Origin of the sequence: Marinobacterium arenosum (assembly GCF_019795155.1) — a bacterium.
GTDB classification, from domain to species: Bacteria; Pseudomonadota; Gammaproteobacteria; order Pseudomonadales; family Balneatricaceae; genus Marinobacterium_C; species Marinobacterium_C arenosum.
This window is the reverse complement of the sequence record NZ_JAILYN010000068.1, coordinates 1-16,872: the sequence shown is the minus strand read 5'-3', so window position 1 is coordinate 16,872 and position 16,872 is coordinate 1. Positions and strand designations below refer to the sequence as shown.

The window sequence follows — 16,872 nt, the reverse complement described above, 5'->3', positions numbered from 1 at the left end:
CGGTTTTGATGGATTTTGCGGCTTCGCGAGCGAAGGCCTCCAGTTGCTTCTTGTCCATACTGCCTATCCTTAGCCATTGCTGGCTCCATGATAGGCAGTTACACAGTTTTATCTACAGTCTCTCCGAATCGTATCGAGATTGATTGTTTTCCGGGCTTCCTCCAGATCGTAGTCGTCCTGAAGGCCCAGCCAGAATTTTGCCGAGGTGCCAAAATACTGCCCCAAGCGAACGGCGGTATCGGCGGTGATCGCGCGCTTTCCGTGGACAATCTCATTAATCCGGCGCGGGGGCACACAAATTGCCCGCGCCAGGGCATTCTGGCTGAGACCCAAGGGTTTCAGGAACTCTTCCAACAGAACCTCACCCGGATGAATATTAGGCAACATCGATCTCGCCTCCTTAATGGTAATCAACTATTTCGACGTCAAGAGCCCCATCCCGCCAAGTAAAACAAACTCTATACTGGTCGTTAATCCGAATACTGTGCTGTCCTGCTCTATCGCCCTTCAGCAACTCCAAACGATTGGCTGGCGGTATGCGTAAGTCATCCAATGACTGGGCGTTGTTCAGCATCCTCAGCTTCCTTCGCGCCACGTTCTGGATCGTCTGGGGCAAGCGACGCGAAGCCCGGCCATTCCAGATCAGCTCTGTTTCCTTACACCTGAACGTCTTGATCATGAGACAACTATAACGCCGCCCATCATATGACGCAAAGCGTCATAGCGCCGGAGTCTTTACTTACCGAGGAAGCCCCACCCAATGCCTACAGACGGGGCCCACACCATCCAGAAAAAAAACCTCCGACTGTCACCAGCCGGAGGTTTTTTAATGTCCGTAATGTAAGAAGTCAGCCGGCGATACCGACAAAGTCATAGCGTGGTTGCGACTGCTCCTTGCCGCTCTCCCGCATCATCTCCGCAGCAGATGTCACCGTGGTTTTAACCACCGGCTGAACATCCCGAGTCTGTTTACTGATCTGCGTTGCTGTCGGCTGCTGCTGAACCTGTGCGCTCATACTGACTCCTGCTACTCGATGCGTGGATTGAAAACGGCGGGGTTACTGCCTATTGGGGCCAGTTCCCGCCTATCGATGGAGCCAGTATAAACATTCCGATTAGCATCCAAAGGAATATATATTGATATTTATATTTCTTTTTAGAATATATGGTTCTCGGGTTCGCCCACTCACGGTGCCACTTGGACCAACTCCCGAGCCGGCGCTGGTGCTAGGGCGCGCTATCAGCGGGATATATATTCCAGCCATTGGCTTCAAACCCGGCCGATTAAAAGCCTGGCCGTTGACATTCGAAGGCTGACACATGACATCAATCCTGCAGATGGTCGATGAAGATCCGCGCGTGCGCTGGTCTTCCCCCCACCCTGCATTCAGCTCCGGTCATGATGCCCGCAGCAGCGAATGCGGCCTGTTGACGCTGTTCTACGGCAACCTGGAACGGGCCTCCCGCTACGCGTGGCTGAATGCCGGCCGCACGCTGATCGACAAGACCTATCTCAGCATCCTCTGGCAAACCCAGGGCCTGCCACCCACCGGTATCGACAACACCCGGCTTGCCGGTAACCTGGACAGCTTTATTCGTAGCGAACTGGAGCAATGTTGGGAAAGCCTGGAGATGCTCGCGCATGAGGAACGCCATGAGCTGGCGATCGAACTGGTCGAACAGGCCGCAGTTCAGGTACTAGGGGACAGCCAACAACATCAGGCTGCCGCCAGTTACCTGCTGTTCTACCTCTGTCCGCAGCTGCCGGTTTTTCCGCTGAAGGTACCGTTAGCCGGTGAGGCTGAATCCGCCAACTATAGCGCCCATCACCGGAACTGTCGTGAACAGTTCGCCCGGCAGCTGCCCCACCTTGCCGAAGCGCCGCCTCAAGCCTGCTACGGCAACGACCGGGAGCAAGCGATCGTCAACGAGGCGCTGGTGCGGAGCGATTGGTGGTTGCGTCGGATGCTGTGCTATCGACTGCAGACAGGTTGAGGCTATCTGCGGGGCGGATGGTTTATCGACGCTTTGCCTGCCGGGTCTAGCCCCTAGAGGACGTCACCCGGGACGCCGCCGTCGGATATACGGCGTTCTCCCCACCGCCTCAAGACAGGGACTGCCGCGCATGTTCTGACGCCCGTTGCATCCATGTAGGGTGGGCACGCTTTTAGTGTCCATGCGGATCATGCAGCAATCCGCCTTGGCAAGCCGGAATAGACTTTACGAGCCTCAGCCTGCCAAACACCGACAGGCACTTCAACACTTTGAAGCGCAACACCCATGATTTATCTGCGAGAGGTGGTCAACCGCTGCTTGGCTTGATGCAACTAGATCGATTGGTCCTCCAGCCCCAACGCCTGCCTTAGCGCGTCCAGATGCCCGTCATAGTGCTTCCAGCGCGCGACTGCAGACCGGTAGATGGGTTTACGCACCTGCTGATCGCTGAGGGTATGTACTTCGCGCACATTGTTATAAAACTGGAGACAGTCGGCATCCCAATCAAGCTCACAGAACGAGAGAATCTGTCGACTAACGGCTTCCTGCCGCTCAACCAGCGCCTCGTATTGAACCTCGAGCATGGGGAGTGGCAGCACCCTTTTCCAATGCTCCATTAACTGCTCATACGCCCGATAATATTCACCCAGTTCCTGCATGTTGTAGGTAAAGTACTGACCAGTAGAAAACCAGTTCAAGTAACAGGAAAGGCAGTTATCCAGTGGATCCCGCTTGCAGTGGATCACCTTGGCATTCGGAAACATCAAGGCGATAACGCCTAGATACAGGTAGTTATCCAGCTTCTTGTTGGTGATAAATTCATGGTCGCCAAAGCGTCCCCGTAGCCCATCCATATACGCTCGCGCCGACACCTTGAGATCGACATCTGCAATCGCAGTCAGGGACGCCGCGAAATTCCCGGAATCGATATACCTGGAAAGCACCTGGTCCAGCACAACCGTTTCGCCACCACCGTAGACCCGGCCATGAGTCGCCAGTATCTGCTCCACCAGGGTAGAGCCAGAGCGCGGCATACCAATAATAAAGATGGGCGACTCAGCCGAACCAGCTTCTCCAGCACGCGCCTTGAAATAGGTATCATCGAAGCATGACTCGAAGGAGCGCAGAAAATCCAGGCTCAAACCATGTTGATAGCCTATCAGCTGACGCTGTATATCATTCCCTTGCTTGTAACGGAAAAAAGCCTGGTCGTATTTTTGTAATCTGTTGTAAACGATACCTAACGCGAAATTCAGATAAACCTGACTCTGCCCCGGCACAGATCCCTGTGACAGAACAGCCTCAACCATGTCAATTTGTGCGGAGCCAAGACAAGGTTCAATCTGCACAAGGTTAAGGTAAGCGCTGCCCTCATAAGGGTTTATTAAAACCGCCTTTTCAAAGGCGTCCGCCGCTGCCTGCAAGCTGCCCGCCTTGCGCAAGGCAACCCCCAGATTATTTGCAACCGCATAATTACCGGGATTGATAGCCAATGCCTTTCTCAGGAAGACAGCGGCCTGCTCGAAATTCCCCCTGGCCAGCAGCATATCACCGACCGTGTTTAAAGCCGGCTCATTGCCGTCGTCCAGCGCGAGCGCTTTTCTGTATTCGGCCTCTGCCAGCGTATATTCGCCTCTCGATTTGAAGATAGCGCCCAGGTCATTGTAGGCACTGACATTAGACGGATCGGCGGCAGCCGCTGCCCGGATGCAGGCAACACCGTTCTCCAGATTGCCTTTGCGCATCTCAATCCGCCCCAGCAGGTGCAAAGCGACGGGCTGGCCCGGTTCAAGCTGCAGGATCTTTCGATAGATCTCTTCAGCCTGCCGTTCCTGATGAGCCTGCTCGCATTGCCGCGCCAACTTAAGCATATCCTGTACGTTCGGCATCTTTACATCCTATAAAAATGAACGGAGGGGGCCTGAATCTGAGTCTATCGTTCGTCTCAGATTGTTTATCTCGCCACTTCCCGTATGTGACATTATTTCCAGGCCCAATCCGCTTGTACCCAGCACCATCTCATCATATGCAGAGTCAACAGGGAACCCGTCTGAATTTCGGCTAGGTTATGGAGCAATGCCCGGCAGTCTCCTGGTTGAACTCCCTAAGCGAATAGGCTATCAATAACATACCCATCGGATTGTAGTTGTACGAAAGGATTCGTAATGACTGATCGCTATCTCAAGCTGCCTCTGACATTCGATACAGCGCGCTTACATGCGGATCTCAAGCGACTGCAGCCCCATAACTGGCTGCAGCATATAAACCAGCGCGCCCATAACGGTGGCTGGCGCGCACTTCCCCTGCGCTCCGTCGATGGCTGCCTCGAGACCATCGCGGTCTCCAATATGGACCAAACCCGCTACGCCGATACCTGTTACCTGACAGCATGCGATTACCTGCCGGACGTACTGGCCCAACTGAAGTGTCCCCTTCACTCTGCCCGCCTGATGTCTCTTGCAGCAGGCGAAGAGATCAAACGGCACACCGACAATGCTCTGTCCTTTAAGGATGGCTGCGCCCGTTTGCATATCCCGATGCAAACCCACCCGGATGTGACCTTCACCATTGACGATCATACGGTGCATTTTGGTCAGGGTGAGTGCTGGTACATGAATGCAAACTACCCCCACCAGGTCAGCAATGACAGTCCGCTGGACCGCATTCATCTGGTGGTGGACTGCACCGTTAATGCATGGCTGTCCGACCTGTTTCACGCGGCAGGTTATCAGGAAGCAGCTGAACACTATAAATATGGCGACCCCAGCATCACCGATGAGAACGCGCCACAGGTAATTGCACAGCTGGAAACGATGGACACCCCGGCAGGGATAGCAATTGCGCAAAGAATTCGATCGATCTGGCAATCGAATAGGCACCGTTAGACTCCAACGAAAAGTGCGAGTAAAGGATTACCGACGATGTCAAAGACGATAATAACAACAATAAAAAATCTGCTGACAAGCGCGCGCCCTGAAATATCAGGCAATCGCCAGCAAGTTCAGGACCTGATATCCCAGCTGTGTGAAACCACCGGGGTCACACTCCATCCAGACATGTTTAAGGATGAAGACGCCACACTTACCGTCCATGGCAAAGCAGTTTCCATGACCACCGCCGCGCAATGTGCGGAAGATTACATGCGTACCCAGGTATTTCTGCGCGGCACCTATCAGGCCATTCAGGAACAGCTGCAATCACAGTCGACGGTCGAGCTTCTTTACGCCGGTACCGGCCCCTTTGGTTTGCTGGTAATACCGTTGCTCCCGTTCTTCAGCGCAGAGCAGATTCAGGTTACCTTGCTGGACATTCACCCGGAGTCATTGGAGGCGCTAGGCACACTCATTGACGCACTGCAGGTCAGAGACCACATCCGAACAATCCAATGTGTCGATATCCTACAGTGGCAAGCACCGGCGAAAACCCAATACGACCTGATCGTCTCGGAAACCATGAAAGCGATGCTGGAGCAGGAACCCCAGGTCGCTATTTTCACCCACCTGAGCCGTTGGCTGAAGCCGTCTGGCCACTTAATACCCGAGAGAATTCAGATTAATGCCTGGCTCTGCAACCAAACAGGCGAACCCGACCAGCAATACCTTGGACCTGTTTTCAGCCTGGACCAACAGACGGCATGTCGCCTCCACGCAGGTGACCGCAGCATGCTGGCCGCTCAATTACGGATTCCTGAGCACCCTTCACAACTGCGGGATATCAAATTCACCACCGACATTACCGTCTACGCAGGGCATCGCCTGACCGAAAACCAGAGTTCGCTGACGCTACCCAAACGGATCAAGAACGCCAACCCCTTGGGCGGCAGCCGTCTGAAGTGCCGCTACCATACCGGCACCTATCCAAAGTTCAGGTTCCACTACCGCCGTGCTCCCTGTTTAGCGGAACAACCACTGCCCGACAGCTCGGATACCAGCCTGCTCGGCATCCTCCACTTGAAACGGATGTGGCATAAGGCGCAACTGAACAAACAGCAGCAGCTGGATAAAGACCTGCACCGACAGGAGTGGCCCCTCGATCAACACCTACTAAACGCACTGCAACTCGACAGTACCAAAGTACTGCAGCTGCTGTACCTGAGTGATACAGCAGAGGATTTTCAAACTGGACTACATGCCTGTAACCCGGGGCTGTTCACAGCCGACAGGATCAACCATATCAACCAAAAAATAAAACAGGCACCGCGGGTGCCCCACAATACGACTCAGGACAACTGATTCATGAGCGAAACACTGAAACCGGTCTTTGCCACCGCGCAACCCAGCGCCATCGATAAAGGGTTGCAGCAACTGTTCAACCAATCCCTGCGCGAGCAACTGCACGCCTGCATGAGCGACGCGGAGCAACCCGAACACCAATCAGCCCTCAAAACCGCGATGGCGGCACTGACGGAGTTGCTGTTGCATCAGCCCGATGCAGACCATCAACAGCTGGTGCAGCAGTTTGCCCAGGCCAACGCGCAACTGGCAACCAGCTATGCCCAAGCGGAACTGACCGAGTCTGAAAACAACAGCGCCTTCATTAACGCTACCGGCCTGGTGATGGCGGTTAAAGATGCGATCCATACCGTCAACGACATCTACCGCGTCAAAGCCTTTATCCGGGGCATCGATCAAGCCCTGGCCAGCCGCGAAGCAAACCACCCCATCCACCTGCTCTATCCCGCCTGCGGCCCCTTTGCCCCCCTGCTGCTGCCGCTGATCAGCTACTACCAGCAACGTGACATAGGCCCGCAGCAGCTGCGCATCACCCTGATCGATCTCCAGCCGGGGGCCGTCAAGGTGCTGAACCAACTGGTGGATGATCTCGATCTTCGCGGCTATATCCACGAGATCCGCTGTCAGGATGTGATGGACTATCAACCGGAGCAGCCCATTGACGTGCTGGTGATGGAGGCCCTGCAACACGGCTTCACCCGCGAAGGCCATCTCGCCTTTGCCCGTCATTTGAGCCGTTTTTTAAGTCCGGACGCGATCATGATTCCGGAAAAAATCTCCGTGACTGCGTCGCTGAACGAGGGGCAACGGGAGTATGTCGACCAGTGGTCGGACCAGGAGCGCACCCATTCCAGCCTGATGGACCCGGCCATTCAGGCGGCACGCACGCCGCTGAGCGAAATTTTCACCCTGACCTTGGACTCTCTGCGCAAGCTGAATGTGATCCCGCTGGGCGACAGCGCGGAACTGGTGGAGTGCAACCAGGTGCGGATTCCGACCGGCGTCAGCAATATCAACAAGCAAAGCCTGCTGCTCAGCGTCACCGCCACCACCTTCGGCCAGGAACAGATTCTGGAATACGACTCCGGCATCAGCCATCCGCTGTACGACCTGTCGCTCTGTATCGATTTTGTCCCCCAAGTCCCCGAACCGGACGACCTGCTGGCGAAAAGCGGCGACAAGCTGAAGTTCTACTATAAGCTGACCGGCACCCCCGGTTTCCTGCCCACCATCGCCTGAGGACACCCGCATGAACGAATTAAAGATCACCGTATTGACCTCAGGCGGTACCGGCCTGCCACTGGCCTCCCTACTGGCACAACGTCAGCAGTTGGCCGGTGTTCTGCTGCTCGGTCAGTGGGATCAGGAAAAGCAGATGATGGACAGCCAGCTGAAACAGGCGGGCATCCCGGTGCAATACTGCCTGCCCGGCGATGCCGACGGCATCATCACCGCGCTGACCGCCTGGCAAAGTGAGTTGGGACTGGTGTTCTGCTGCGGCGAGAAGATCCCCATGACTGCAGCCAACACCCCCAAATACGGCATGATCAATCTACATGGTTCGGCACTGCCGGAGTATCGGGGACCGGACCCGATCTACTGGCAGGTCCGCAACGGTGAAACCCACTCAATGCTCACCGCGCACCGACTGGAAGAGATGTTCGATACCGGCGCGATATTGGCGCAACAGCCGTTCGATATAGGCCCCTACGACACCCCCAATCGGGTATTCAGCAACCTGCTACAACAGCTGCCTGCGATGCTGGACAGCCTGCTCAGTCAGCTCGAACAGACGGATCAACTTAAGGGCCAACCACAAGCAGCTGAAGCCCTCCATACCGCCCCGCGAGTGGCTGAACAGGACCTGCTGATCAACTGGCGCGAGGTATCCGCCACAGCGCTGTGCAATCAGGTACGCGCCGGCAACCCGCTACACGGCGGTGCCAGGCTGGTGATGGGACAGGGCCAGGCCCAGCTGCTGCAGGCCAGCCCGGCATCACAGCCGGCCTATGGCGTCACACCCGGCACGATTATTCACCTATCGCCGGAGCAGGGACTGATTGTTGCCCTGAAAGAAGAGAGCGTACGGCTGGACATTATCGCCAACAACGACGGTGTTTTTGACGGCTACCGTTTTGCGCATACCTGCCTGCTGTCGGCGGGTATGCGATTCCAGTAACAAAGCTATTAACCGTTGTGAGCCATCACAAGGTCAAGCGGAGGCCAACCGGCAGTCCCATGGAACGCCTCCAAAACAATCCCGGCTGCCAACGACATATAGGCAGCCGATTCAGATGAAGGAGAGATTATATGGATTTTTTCATGGGTGGCATGATTATGTTTGGAGGCAACTTCTCCCCCAGGAATTGGAGTTATTGTAAAGGTCAGACAATTCAAATCAGCGATTTCCAGGCTCTGTTCGCCATTATGGGCACCACATGGGGTGGCGATGGCCGTACCACATTTTGCCTGCCGGATATGCGAAGCCGTGTGCCAGTTGGCCTGGGCCAAGGTCCAGGCTTGACCAACATTTTTCAGGGAGCGATATATGGATTAGAGACGGTACAACTGGGGATACCTCATATGCCACCTCACAGTCACGATGCGATCTTTACCGGTACAGGTGGTGGTAGCGGTGATGGCGGTGGAATGACCGCAACTGCAACCGCAGTCATGAAAGTAAACTCAAGTACTGGGAAGTACAGTGATCCTGTCAATAGATACCTGGCAGAGATTCCCGACGCCGGCTTAAACCCGATTCACGCCTATAGCCATAGCCCGGGGTCATCAACCACACTCGCGGAGGACGCCATTGAAGTTGATGTGCAGCTTCATGGCAGCGGCGGTGGCGGAATCACCGGTGGCACCGTAACTGTTAATAACACCGGTAGCGGAGTGCCTTTCCCGATTATTCAACCCTCGATTGGGATGAATTACATCATCGCAATGGATGGCATATTCCCAAGCCGCAACTGATCCCTCCATCAGCCCATAGCTGTATAGCCGCTATGGGCTGATTTTAGAGGTTCATCAAAGATACCGATAAACAGCCTCAAACCGTGACTTACTAAACATCAGACACTTATCACAAAACGATGCCTAATACCACCACATCCGTTTTACGCTGTCTCCCGCCCATGCTACGATGCAAAGCATCTAATATTAGGCGCTAACCTTCTCTGTCAAAATGGATAAGAGCTAACGTTTTCTAACGGGCTTGCAGATTAAAGGAACTATCATGCGTACCATCCATACCCAGCTTCTGTTTGTTGACCCGACCGTTCCCCAGCCAGAGCAACTGTTGCAGCACCTGCCTCCACATATAAAGGCGGTTTACCTGAACAACTATACGGATGCGATTACACAGATAACCGAGCATCTGCGCAGCCATCAGGCACTGACAGCGCTGCATATTGTGACCCACGGTAGTCCCGGTCAGCTGCACTTCAGTAATACAGTACTATCCAACGATACTCTGAATCAGTATTGGGATCAGCTGGTCAGCTGGTCAACAGCGATGGCCGAAGATGCCGGTATTCTGCTGTATGGTTGTGAAACCGGGCAAAGCGAAGTCGGTCATACGCTGATAAAAAAAATAGCGCTTGCTACAAACTGTAATGTCGCTGCATCTTCAGAAGCTGTGGGTCATAACAGTCTGGGAGCTAGCTGGAGTCTCGCTGAAACTGCGGGGATCATCTGCCAGCCTGTTTTTGCCACACCGGATGTTCAAGAAGTTTGGCGACATCAATTAGCCGATGTCACTATTGATAATAGTGATGGTTCTGCCACTACTACCACTAGCGGTCACTCACCTGGCCAATCGTTTGTTGCAACAAAAACAGGTATTCTGAAAAGCATTAAAGTTGCTTCAAACGGCACTAACGCCGACACATTAAGTATCTTTTCTGGTGCAGGCATTGGCGGAGCTTCGCTGTACTCAAAAAACGTTAATTTTGCAGACACTGTTAACACCGCTAATGACTATACTCTGCACGAGTTCACGATAGATAGCACAGTTCCGATTATCTCCGGCCAGACTTATACCTTTGCCTTTTCTTCTGGCCTTGAAGAACTTCTATATGAAAGCCCTTCATCATATGCTGATGGGACAATTTTTATTGGCTCCTCCGCGAATACATCATTAGACCTGGTATTTGAAATTGTTCAGGGAGATGCGGCGGCAACGCCCGCCATCACCTCCGCCACCTACGACGCCGCCAACGGCGCCTTGGTGGTCACCGGCACGGATTTCACCGCAACGGCTGGAGCGCTGAACGACGTCATCGCCAACAAGCTCACCCTGACCGGCGAAGGCGGCGCCACCTATACCCTGACCGACACCGCCAATGTTGAGATCACCAGCGCCACCGAGTTTACCCTGACGCTGTCCGCTACGGATAAAGCCGCCATAAACCAGATCCTGAACAAGGATGGCACCTCCTCCACCAGCGGTACAACATTCGATATCGATGGAGCAGCAGGCTTTATCGCAGACAGTAGCAGTGCTTCAGACACGGGCGCTAACGGCATCACCGTCTCCAATGTGCCGGCCCCGACCATTACCAGCGCCACCTATGACTACGGCACCGGCGCGTTGGTGGTCACCGGTACCGGCTTCCTGAAAAAGTCCGGCGCCACCAACGATATTGACATATCCAAACTGACCTTCACCGGCGAAGGGGGATCAACCTATACCCTGACCTCCGCGTCCGATGTCGAAGTCAGCAACGGCACCACCTTCACGGTGACGCTTTCCGGCGCCGACCTCTACAACGTCGAAGCACTGCTGAACAAAGATGGCCTCCAGGCTGCCGACGGGACCACAAACTACAATCTGGAGGCAGCCGAAGATTGGGCAGCCGGTGCCGATGCCTCCGTCAATGTAGCCGACCTCACCAGCAACGGCATTACCGTCTCCAACTACGCCGAGCCGGCCATCACCGGCGTCGCCTATAATTACGGCACCGGCGTGATTACCCTGACCGGTACCAACTTCGTCAACGCCTCCGGCCCCACCAACGACATTGTCGCCAACAAGTTCACGGTAACCGGCGAAGGCGGGGTAACCTATACCCTGACCGACAGTGCCGACGTCGAGATCACATCCGACACCTCGGCCAGCATCACCTTGAGTGCCGCCGACGTGGTGGAAGTGGAAGCGCTGTGGAACAAAGACGGCACCACCTCGGCAACGGCAGGCACCACCTATAATCTGGACGCCGCGGAAGACTGGATGGCGGGGGCCCCGGCCGCCAATACCATTGCCGATGCCACCACCGGCGTAACAGTGTCCGGTTTTGCCAACCCGACGATTAGCTCCGCAACTTACGATTACGATAGCGGCGTTCTGGTAGTCACCGGCACAAACTTCGTGAAGCAATCCGGTGCCACCAACGATGTGGACCTGACCAAGCTGAGCGTCACCGGTGAAGGCGGTTCCACCTACACCCTGGCGGCCAGCTCCAACGTTGAAATCACCTCTGCCACCAGCTTCTCGGTCACCCTGTCCGGCGCTGATATTTATAACGTCGAAGCACTACTGAACAAGAACGGCACCACCTCGGCGACAGCAAACACCACCTACAACCTGGCCGCAGCGGAAGACTGGATGGCAGGCGCACCGGCCGGTAATACCATCGCCGATACCACCGGCAACGGCATTACGGTCTCCAACTTCGCCAACCCGGCCATTACCTCCACCACTTATGATTGGAGTAATGGCCAACTGGTACTGACCGGCACCAACTTCGTTAACGAGTCCGGGGCCAACAATGATATTGATGTCAGCCAGTTCACCATCACAGGGGAAGGCGGCAATACCTACACCCTGACCACCGCCTCCGTCGAGATCACCTCCGCCACGGCAGCTACGGTGACCCTGAATGCAGCGGACCAGCTTAATGTCGAGGGGTTGCTGAATAAGGCCGGTGCCAATTCCGACACCTCCAACACCCTGTATAACCTGACCGCCGCCGATAACTGGATGGCGGGCTCCCCGGCGGGCAATACCATCACAGATGCCACAACCGGCATCAGCGTTTCTAACGTTGCCATACCGACCATTACCGACGCCACCTACGATGCCTCAAGCAACGCACTGGTGGTGACCGGTACCAACTTCGTCAAAAAGAATGGCGTCACCAACGACGTTGATATTTCAACGCTGACTTTCACTGGCGAAGGGGGTGCAGCCTACACCCTGACCTCCGCTTCCGATGTCGAAGTCACCTCGGCCACCCAGTTTACCGTGACCCTGGCCGGTGCCGACTTGACCAATGTCGAAGCACTGCTGAATAAAGACGGTACCCAGGCGGCCGACGGCGCCACAAATTACAATCTGGCTGCCGCCGATAACTGGATGGCCGGTGCCGCCGACAGCACCGATATCGCCGATACCACCAGCAACGCCATCACCGTCTCCAATTACGCCGGGCCAACCATCACCGGCTCCACTTATGATTTTGCCACCGGCGTACTGGTACTGACCGGCAGCAACTTTGTCACCAATTCCGGCAGCAACGATGTCGATGTCACCAAGCTGTCCCTGACCGGTGAAGGCGGTAACAGCTTCACGCTGACGTCGAATACCAGCAACGTCAATATCACTTCCGACACCAAGATTACGGTGACCCTGGGCGCCACCGACAAACTGAATGTCAACGGCCTGCTGAATAAAGACGGTGCCAGCTCTGGCAACGGAACCCCATATAACCTCAACGCGGCGGAAGACTGGTTGACCGGCGCGGCAGCGTTTCTCAACGTGGTAGATGCCACAACCGGCGTCACTGTCGCCAACGCGGTCAACCCGACCATTACCGATGCCAGCTACGATTCGGACAGCGGCATCCTGACCGTCACCGGCGCCAACCTGTTCAAAAAGCCGGGCGATAACAACGATATCGATGTCAGCATGTTGACGCTGACCGGCGGCGCAGGCAGCGCGTATACGCTGACCGATAGCGTGGATGTCGAAATCACCTCGGCCACCGCGTTCAGCGTCAGCCTGAGCAGTACCGATAAGGCCGCTGTCGACCTGCTGCTGAACAAGGTGGGGACCAGCTCGTCTAGCGGTACAACCTACAACCTCGCTGCCGCCGACAACTGGCTGACCGCAGGCGAAGATGCCGAAGATCTGGCAGACGCCACCAATGCGGTGACGGTATCGATCGCGCCGAAAATCACCTCGGCCACCTACAATGCGACCACCGGCACCCTGGTGGTCACCGGCACCAATATCCAGGCAAATAGCGGCGGCAGCGATATTGATGCCTCCACCATCACCCTCACCGGCGAAGGCGGTCAAACGTATCAACTGGTTGGCACCTCGGACGTCAACCGCACCTCCGACACCGCGTTCACCCTGACCCTGGATGCCACCGACAAAGCGGCCGTCAACCAGCTGCTGAACAAGTCCGGCACCAGCTCGACCGGCGGCACCACCTTCAACCTGGCCGCCGCCGATGATTGGAATACGCAGGTAACGACAGGCGATACCGCCGATGCCACCAACGCCATTACCGTCATCAATGTCCCGGTACCGGCCATCACCAGCGCCACCTACGACACCGGCACCGGCGCTTTGGTGGTCACCGGCACGGGCTTTTTGAAACGCGATGGTGCGACCAACGACATCGATGTCAGCAAACTGACGTTGTCGGGCGAGGACAGCAGCAGTCATACCCTGACCAGCGACAGCGTGGAGATCACCTCCGCCACCAGCTTTAGCGTCACGCTGAATGCGGCGGACAAGGCGGCCGTCAACCTGTTCCTGAATAAGAACGGCCCAACCTCCACCTCCGGCACCACCTATAACCTGGCGGCGGCGGAAGATTGGGCCGCCGGGGCCGATGCGGCCGTCGCTGTTGCCGACACCACGGGTAACGACGTCAATGTCAGCAATGTGGCCGTGCCCACCATTACCGACGCCACCTACCATTCGGGGACCGGTAGCCTGGTGGTGACAGGCACCAGCTTCCTGAAGCGCAGCGGGGCCGACAACGACATCAACGTCAGCAAACTGACCCTGACCGGCGAGGGCGGCGGCACTCGCATGCTCACCAGCGACAGCGTCGAGATCACCTCCGCCACCAAGTTTACGGTAACCCTTAACGCTGCCGACAAGCTTGCGGTCAACGCCCTGCTGAACAAGAACGGCACCAGCTCCGACTCCGGCACCACTTACAATCTGGCCGCCGCCGAAGACTGGGCGGCCGGTGCGGATGCCGCCGTTAACGTGGCCGACCTAGCCGCCAACGGCATCACCGTCACCCTCAACAGCGCTCCCACCACTGCCGACACTACGGAGTCTGTGCCTTACAACGGTAGCTATACCTTCCAGAGCAGCGACTTTGCCATCACCGACAGCGATGGCGATGCCCTGGACCACATCTCCATCGACAGCCTGCCGGACAAAGGCACGTTGAAACTGAACGGCACCGCCGTCGATCTCAATGACGATATCAGCGCGACGGATATCGGCGCCGGCCTGCTCACCTACACCCCGGCCAGCGGTGGCACCGGCAGCGGTTACAGCAGCTTCCTGTTCAGTGTGAACGACGGTACCGCCGACTCGACCAGCAAGACAGTCACCCTGAATGTCAGCGCCCCGCCAAGTTCTGGCGGCGGCAACACCGGCACAGGCACCACCACCGATACCGTGGACGGCGTGACGGTCAAGAAAAAAACCACCACCAATACCGATGGCACCACGTCCAGCACGGTGACAATCGACCCGGTGACCACCAGTCGACAGGAGGACAACGGCACCGACAATAGCGACAAGGCCGATATTCCATTGCGCCAGGAAGGTGACGGCAATGCGGCCCTCAAGGTGGCGATACCGACCGGTATCGGCATCACCGCCGAGGGCAACGACCAGGCCAAGACCGCCGGCGACAGCCTTGGCGATCTGATCCGCTATATCGACGAAACCGCCGATGACACCAGTGAAGCCGCCGACAAGGGCGATATGCTGCTGGGCGGCCAGAACTTCCTGTCCACACTGCAGAGCGAACGGCTGTGGGTCAACAAGCTCACCCTGACCACCAGCGGCGACAGTGCGCCGGACAGCCCGATCGTGGTCAGCGGCAACAGCCAGACCACCGGTAGCAGCGGCAACGACGACAGTCGGGCGGCGTTGGTGATCGACACCCGCAGTCTGCCGAGCGGCACCCAGCTGCAGCTGGAGGACGTCGAGTTCGCCGTGGTGGTGGGCGAAGGCACAGTTATCCGCGGCGGTAGCGGCTCGAACACGGTGTTCGCCGGCGCCGGCAGCCAGGATATCGTGCTGGGCGAAGACGATGACCAGCTCTACGGCGGCGCCGGCGACGATACCGTCGGCTCCGAAGGAGGCGACGACCTGCTGTTCGGCGAAGCGGGCAATGACACCCTGTTCGGCGGCGCCGGCGCCGATACCCTGCACGGCGGTAGCGACAGCGATACCGCCACCTACGACGGCAACATGGCCGATTACGAGGTGGTGCAGGTCAACGGCGTGGTAACCGTCACCCGCAAGGACGACCGCAGCGACAGTGACACCCTGGTCAATATCGAGCAACTGACCTTCGCCGACGGCAGTTTTAATCCGGTCTACGGCAGCGAGCTGCAGGCGGTCGCAACCCTGTATAGCCAGGTGCTCGGCCGTCAGGCGGACCTCGGCGGCTTCCAGTGGTGGACCCAGGACAGCGCCAACGGGCTGTCGTTGGGCGGCATCGCACTGGAGTTCCTGCGCTCGGCGGAGTACCAGGCAAGCAGTGGTGTCGAGTTCGACGGCCTGAGCACCGAAGGTCAGCTCGAGCAGCTCTATATAGCAGTGCTGGGCCGTGAATCGGACACGGAGGGCAAGGCGTTCTGGCTGGCTGAACTGAACAACGGCTCCACCATCGAGCAGATCGCCGGAGCCTTTGTCACCTCTGTGGAATTGAGCGGCCAGTACCTGCAAGGCGATCAGTGGGATTTCAGTCTGTGATCGTAAACTGATTGATATAAGACGTAGTAGCAATGCCGGGTGCTCACAGCTGTGCCCGGCATTTTTTACAATTGGATCAGGTCATTGCAGTATTTTCCGATATTCCAGGCTGTTGGAGCTGATTTCCATTAGTATCGTTTCCTGGCCCAGTCGGCCAAACAGCAACACACCCGCCAACCCGCTCCGTTACGTCGCCTGGCTATCCACGTAAGCGCTGCACTATTGTGTGTGTGGTCAGGAGGGTAAGCCTGATATTGCGCGTTAATCTCATACCTCCCCCATTTCACTCCAAGGTGCATTGACCATTTCTATCTACGATTTGTTAGATAGCCGATTTTCAAGCAACTCTGCTATCGCGCTTCAGGCCGGACGGCCAACGAAATTGTCGAAAAGAAAGGTTAATACGGGGATTAAGATACTTGTGGTCGATTGGCACAGCGTGCTCATACACCTCCTGACAGCCCTTCCCCATAATCAACAAACTGCCATCGGCAAGCTCAAGGCTGTATTGATCCGAATGGTCCAGTCTGTTTCTGAACCTAAACTCACGAGGTTCGCGAATTCAACTCCGAAGTGCAACACTCCCCGTTTCAAGCAGCTCTCAGATAGTCATCAAATACCTTCTGAGGCTGCTTGTAGCCAAGACATTTTCTTGGCCTCAAATTGAGGCGTTGTTGT

Annotated in this window: 12 protein-coding genes and 1 pseudogene; 8 read left to right on the top strand and 5 right to left on the bottom strand. The window is 56.4% G+C overall.

Annotation, left to right across the window (positions count from 1 at the left end):
• Positions 1 to 108: 108 nt before the first annotated feature.
• The 3 genes from K6T12_RS19760 to K6T12_RS19750 all read right to left on the bottom strand — a co-directional run bounded on the left by K6T12_RS19760 (position 109) and on the right by K6T12_RS19750 (position 1,016).
• Positions 109 to 387, bottom strand: a complete 279-nt coding sequence (locus K6T12_RS19760; protein WP_222224676.1) for a HigA family addiction module antitoxin — start codon at positions 385 to 387, stop codon at positions 109 to 111.
• Positions 388 to 400: 13 nt separating this feature from the next.
• Entirely contained in the window at positions 401 to 679 is a 279-nt protein-coding gene (locus K6T12_RS19755) for a type II toxin-antitoxin system RelE/ParE family toxin (RefSeq protein WP_222224674.1), read from the bottom strand.
• A gap of 169 nt (positions 680 to 848) precedes the next feature.
• The gene (locus K6T12_RS19750) at positions 849 to 1,016 is read right to left on the bottom strand and encodes a hypothetical protein (protein WP_222224673.1); all 168 of its coding nucleotides are present in this window, start codon (positions 1,014 to 1,016) and stop codon (positions 849 to 851) included.
• A 304-nt stretch (positions 1,017 to 1,320) separates the two neighbouring features.
• Here K6T12_RS19750 and K6T12_RS19745 point away from each other — a divergent pair, with 304 nt between their 5' ends.
• Entirely contained in the window at positions 1,321 to 1,995 is a 675-nt protein-coding gene (locus tag K6T12_RS19745) for a hypothetical protein (RefSeq protein ID WP_222224671.1), read from the top strand.
• A gap of 332 nt (positions 1,996 to 2,327) precedes the next feature.
• Here the strand turns inward: K6T12_RS19745 and K6T12_RS19740 are convergent, their stop codons facing one another.
• Positions 2,328 to 3,884, bottom strand: a complete 1,557-nt coding sequence (locus K6T12_RS19740; protein ID WP_222224670.1) for a tetratricopeptide repeat-containing sulfotransferase family protein — start codon at positions 3,882 to 3,884, stop codon at positions 2,328 to 2,330.
• 276 nt (positions 3,885 to 4,160) lie between these two features.
• On the opposite strand from K6T12_RS19740, the gene K6T12_RS19735 reads away from it, so the two are divergent.
• The 7 genes and pseudogenes from K6T12_RS19735 to K6T12_RS19710 all read left to right on the top strand — a co-directional run bounded on the left by K6T12_RS19735 (position 4,161) and on the right by K6T12_RS19710 (position 16,194).
• A complete protein-coding gene (locus tag K6T12_RS19735) occupies positions 4,161 to 4,880 on the top strand; it encodes an aspartyl/asparaginyl beta-hydroxylase domain-containing protein (protein WP_222224669.1) in 720 nt (239 codons plus the stop codon).
• A 36-nt stretch (positions 4,881 to 4,916) separates the two neighbouring features.
• Positions 4,917 to 6,227: a class I SAM-dependent methyltransferase gene (locus K6T12_RS19730; RefSeq protein WP_222224668.1), complete on the top strand. Its 1,311-nt coding sequence runs from the start codon at positions 4,917 to 4,919 to the stop codon at positions 6,225 to 6,227.
• Between the two features lie 3 nt (positions 6,228 to 6,230).
• The gene (locus K6T12_RS19725; protein WP_222224667.1) at positions 6,231 to 7,466 is read left to right on the top strand and encodes a class I SAM-dependent methyltransferase; all 1,236 of its coding nucleotides are present in this window, start codon (positions 6,231 to 6,233) and stop codon (positions 7,464 to 7,466) included.
• 10 nt (positions 7,467 to 7,476) lie between these two features.
• Entirely contained in the window at positions 7,477 to 8,406 is a 930-nt protein-coding gene (locus K6T12_RS19720) for a methionyl-tRNA formyltransferase (protein ID WP_222224665.1), read from the top strand.
• 131 nt (positions 8,407 to 8,537) lie between these two features.
• A complete protein-coding gene (locus K6T12_RS19715; protein WP_222224663.1) occupies positions 8,538 to 9,203 on the top strand; it encodes a phage tail protein in 666 nt (221 codons plus the stop codon).
• Positions 9,204 to 9,465: 262 nt separating this feature from the next.
• Positions 9,466 to 9,966, top strand: a pseudogene (locus K6T12_RS21900) (DUF4347 domain-containing protein); the annotation flags it as partial.
• Between the two features lie 492 nt (positions 9,967 to 10,458).
• Positions 10,459 to 16,194: a DUF4214 domain-containing protein gene (locus K6T12_RS19710; RefSeq protein ID WP_255611930.1), complete on the top strand. Its 5,736-nt coding sequence runs from the start codon at positions 10,459 to 10,461 to the stop codon at positions 16,192 to 16,194.
• 337 nt (positions 16,195 to 16,531) lie between these two features.
• On the opposite strand, the gene K6T12_RS21895 is transcribed toward K6T12_RS19710, so the two are convergent.
• Positions 16,532 to 16,756 (bottom strand): alpha-ketoglutarate-dependent dioxygenase AlkB, encoded by a 225-nt coding sequence (locus tag K6T12_RS21895; protein ID WP_222224677.1) that lies wholly within the window; start codon positions 16,754 to 16,756, stop codon positions 16,532 to 16,534.
• Between the last annotated feature and the right edge of the window lie 116 nt (positions 16,757 to 16,872).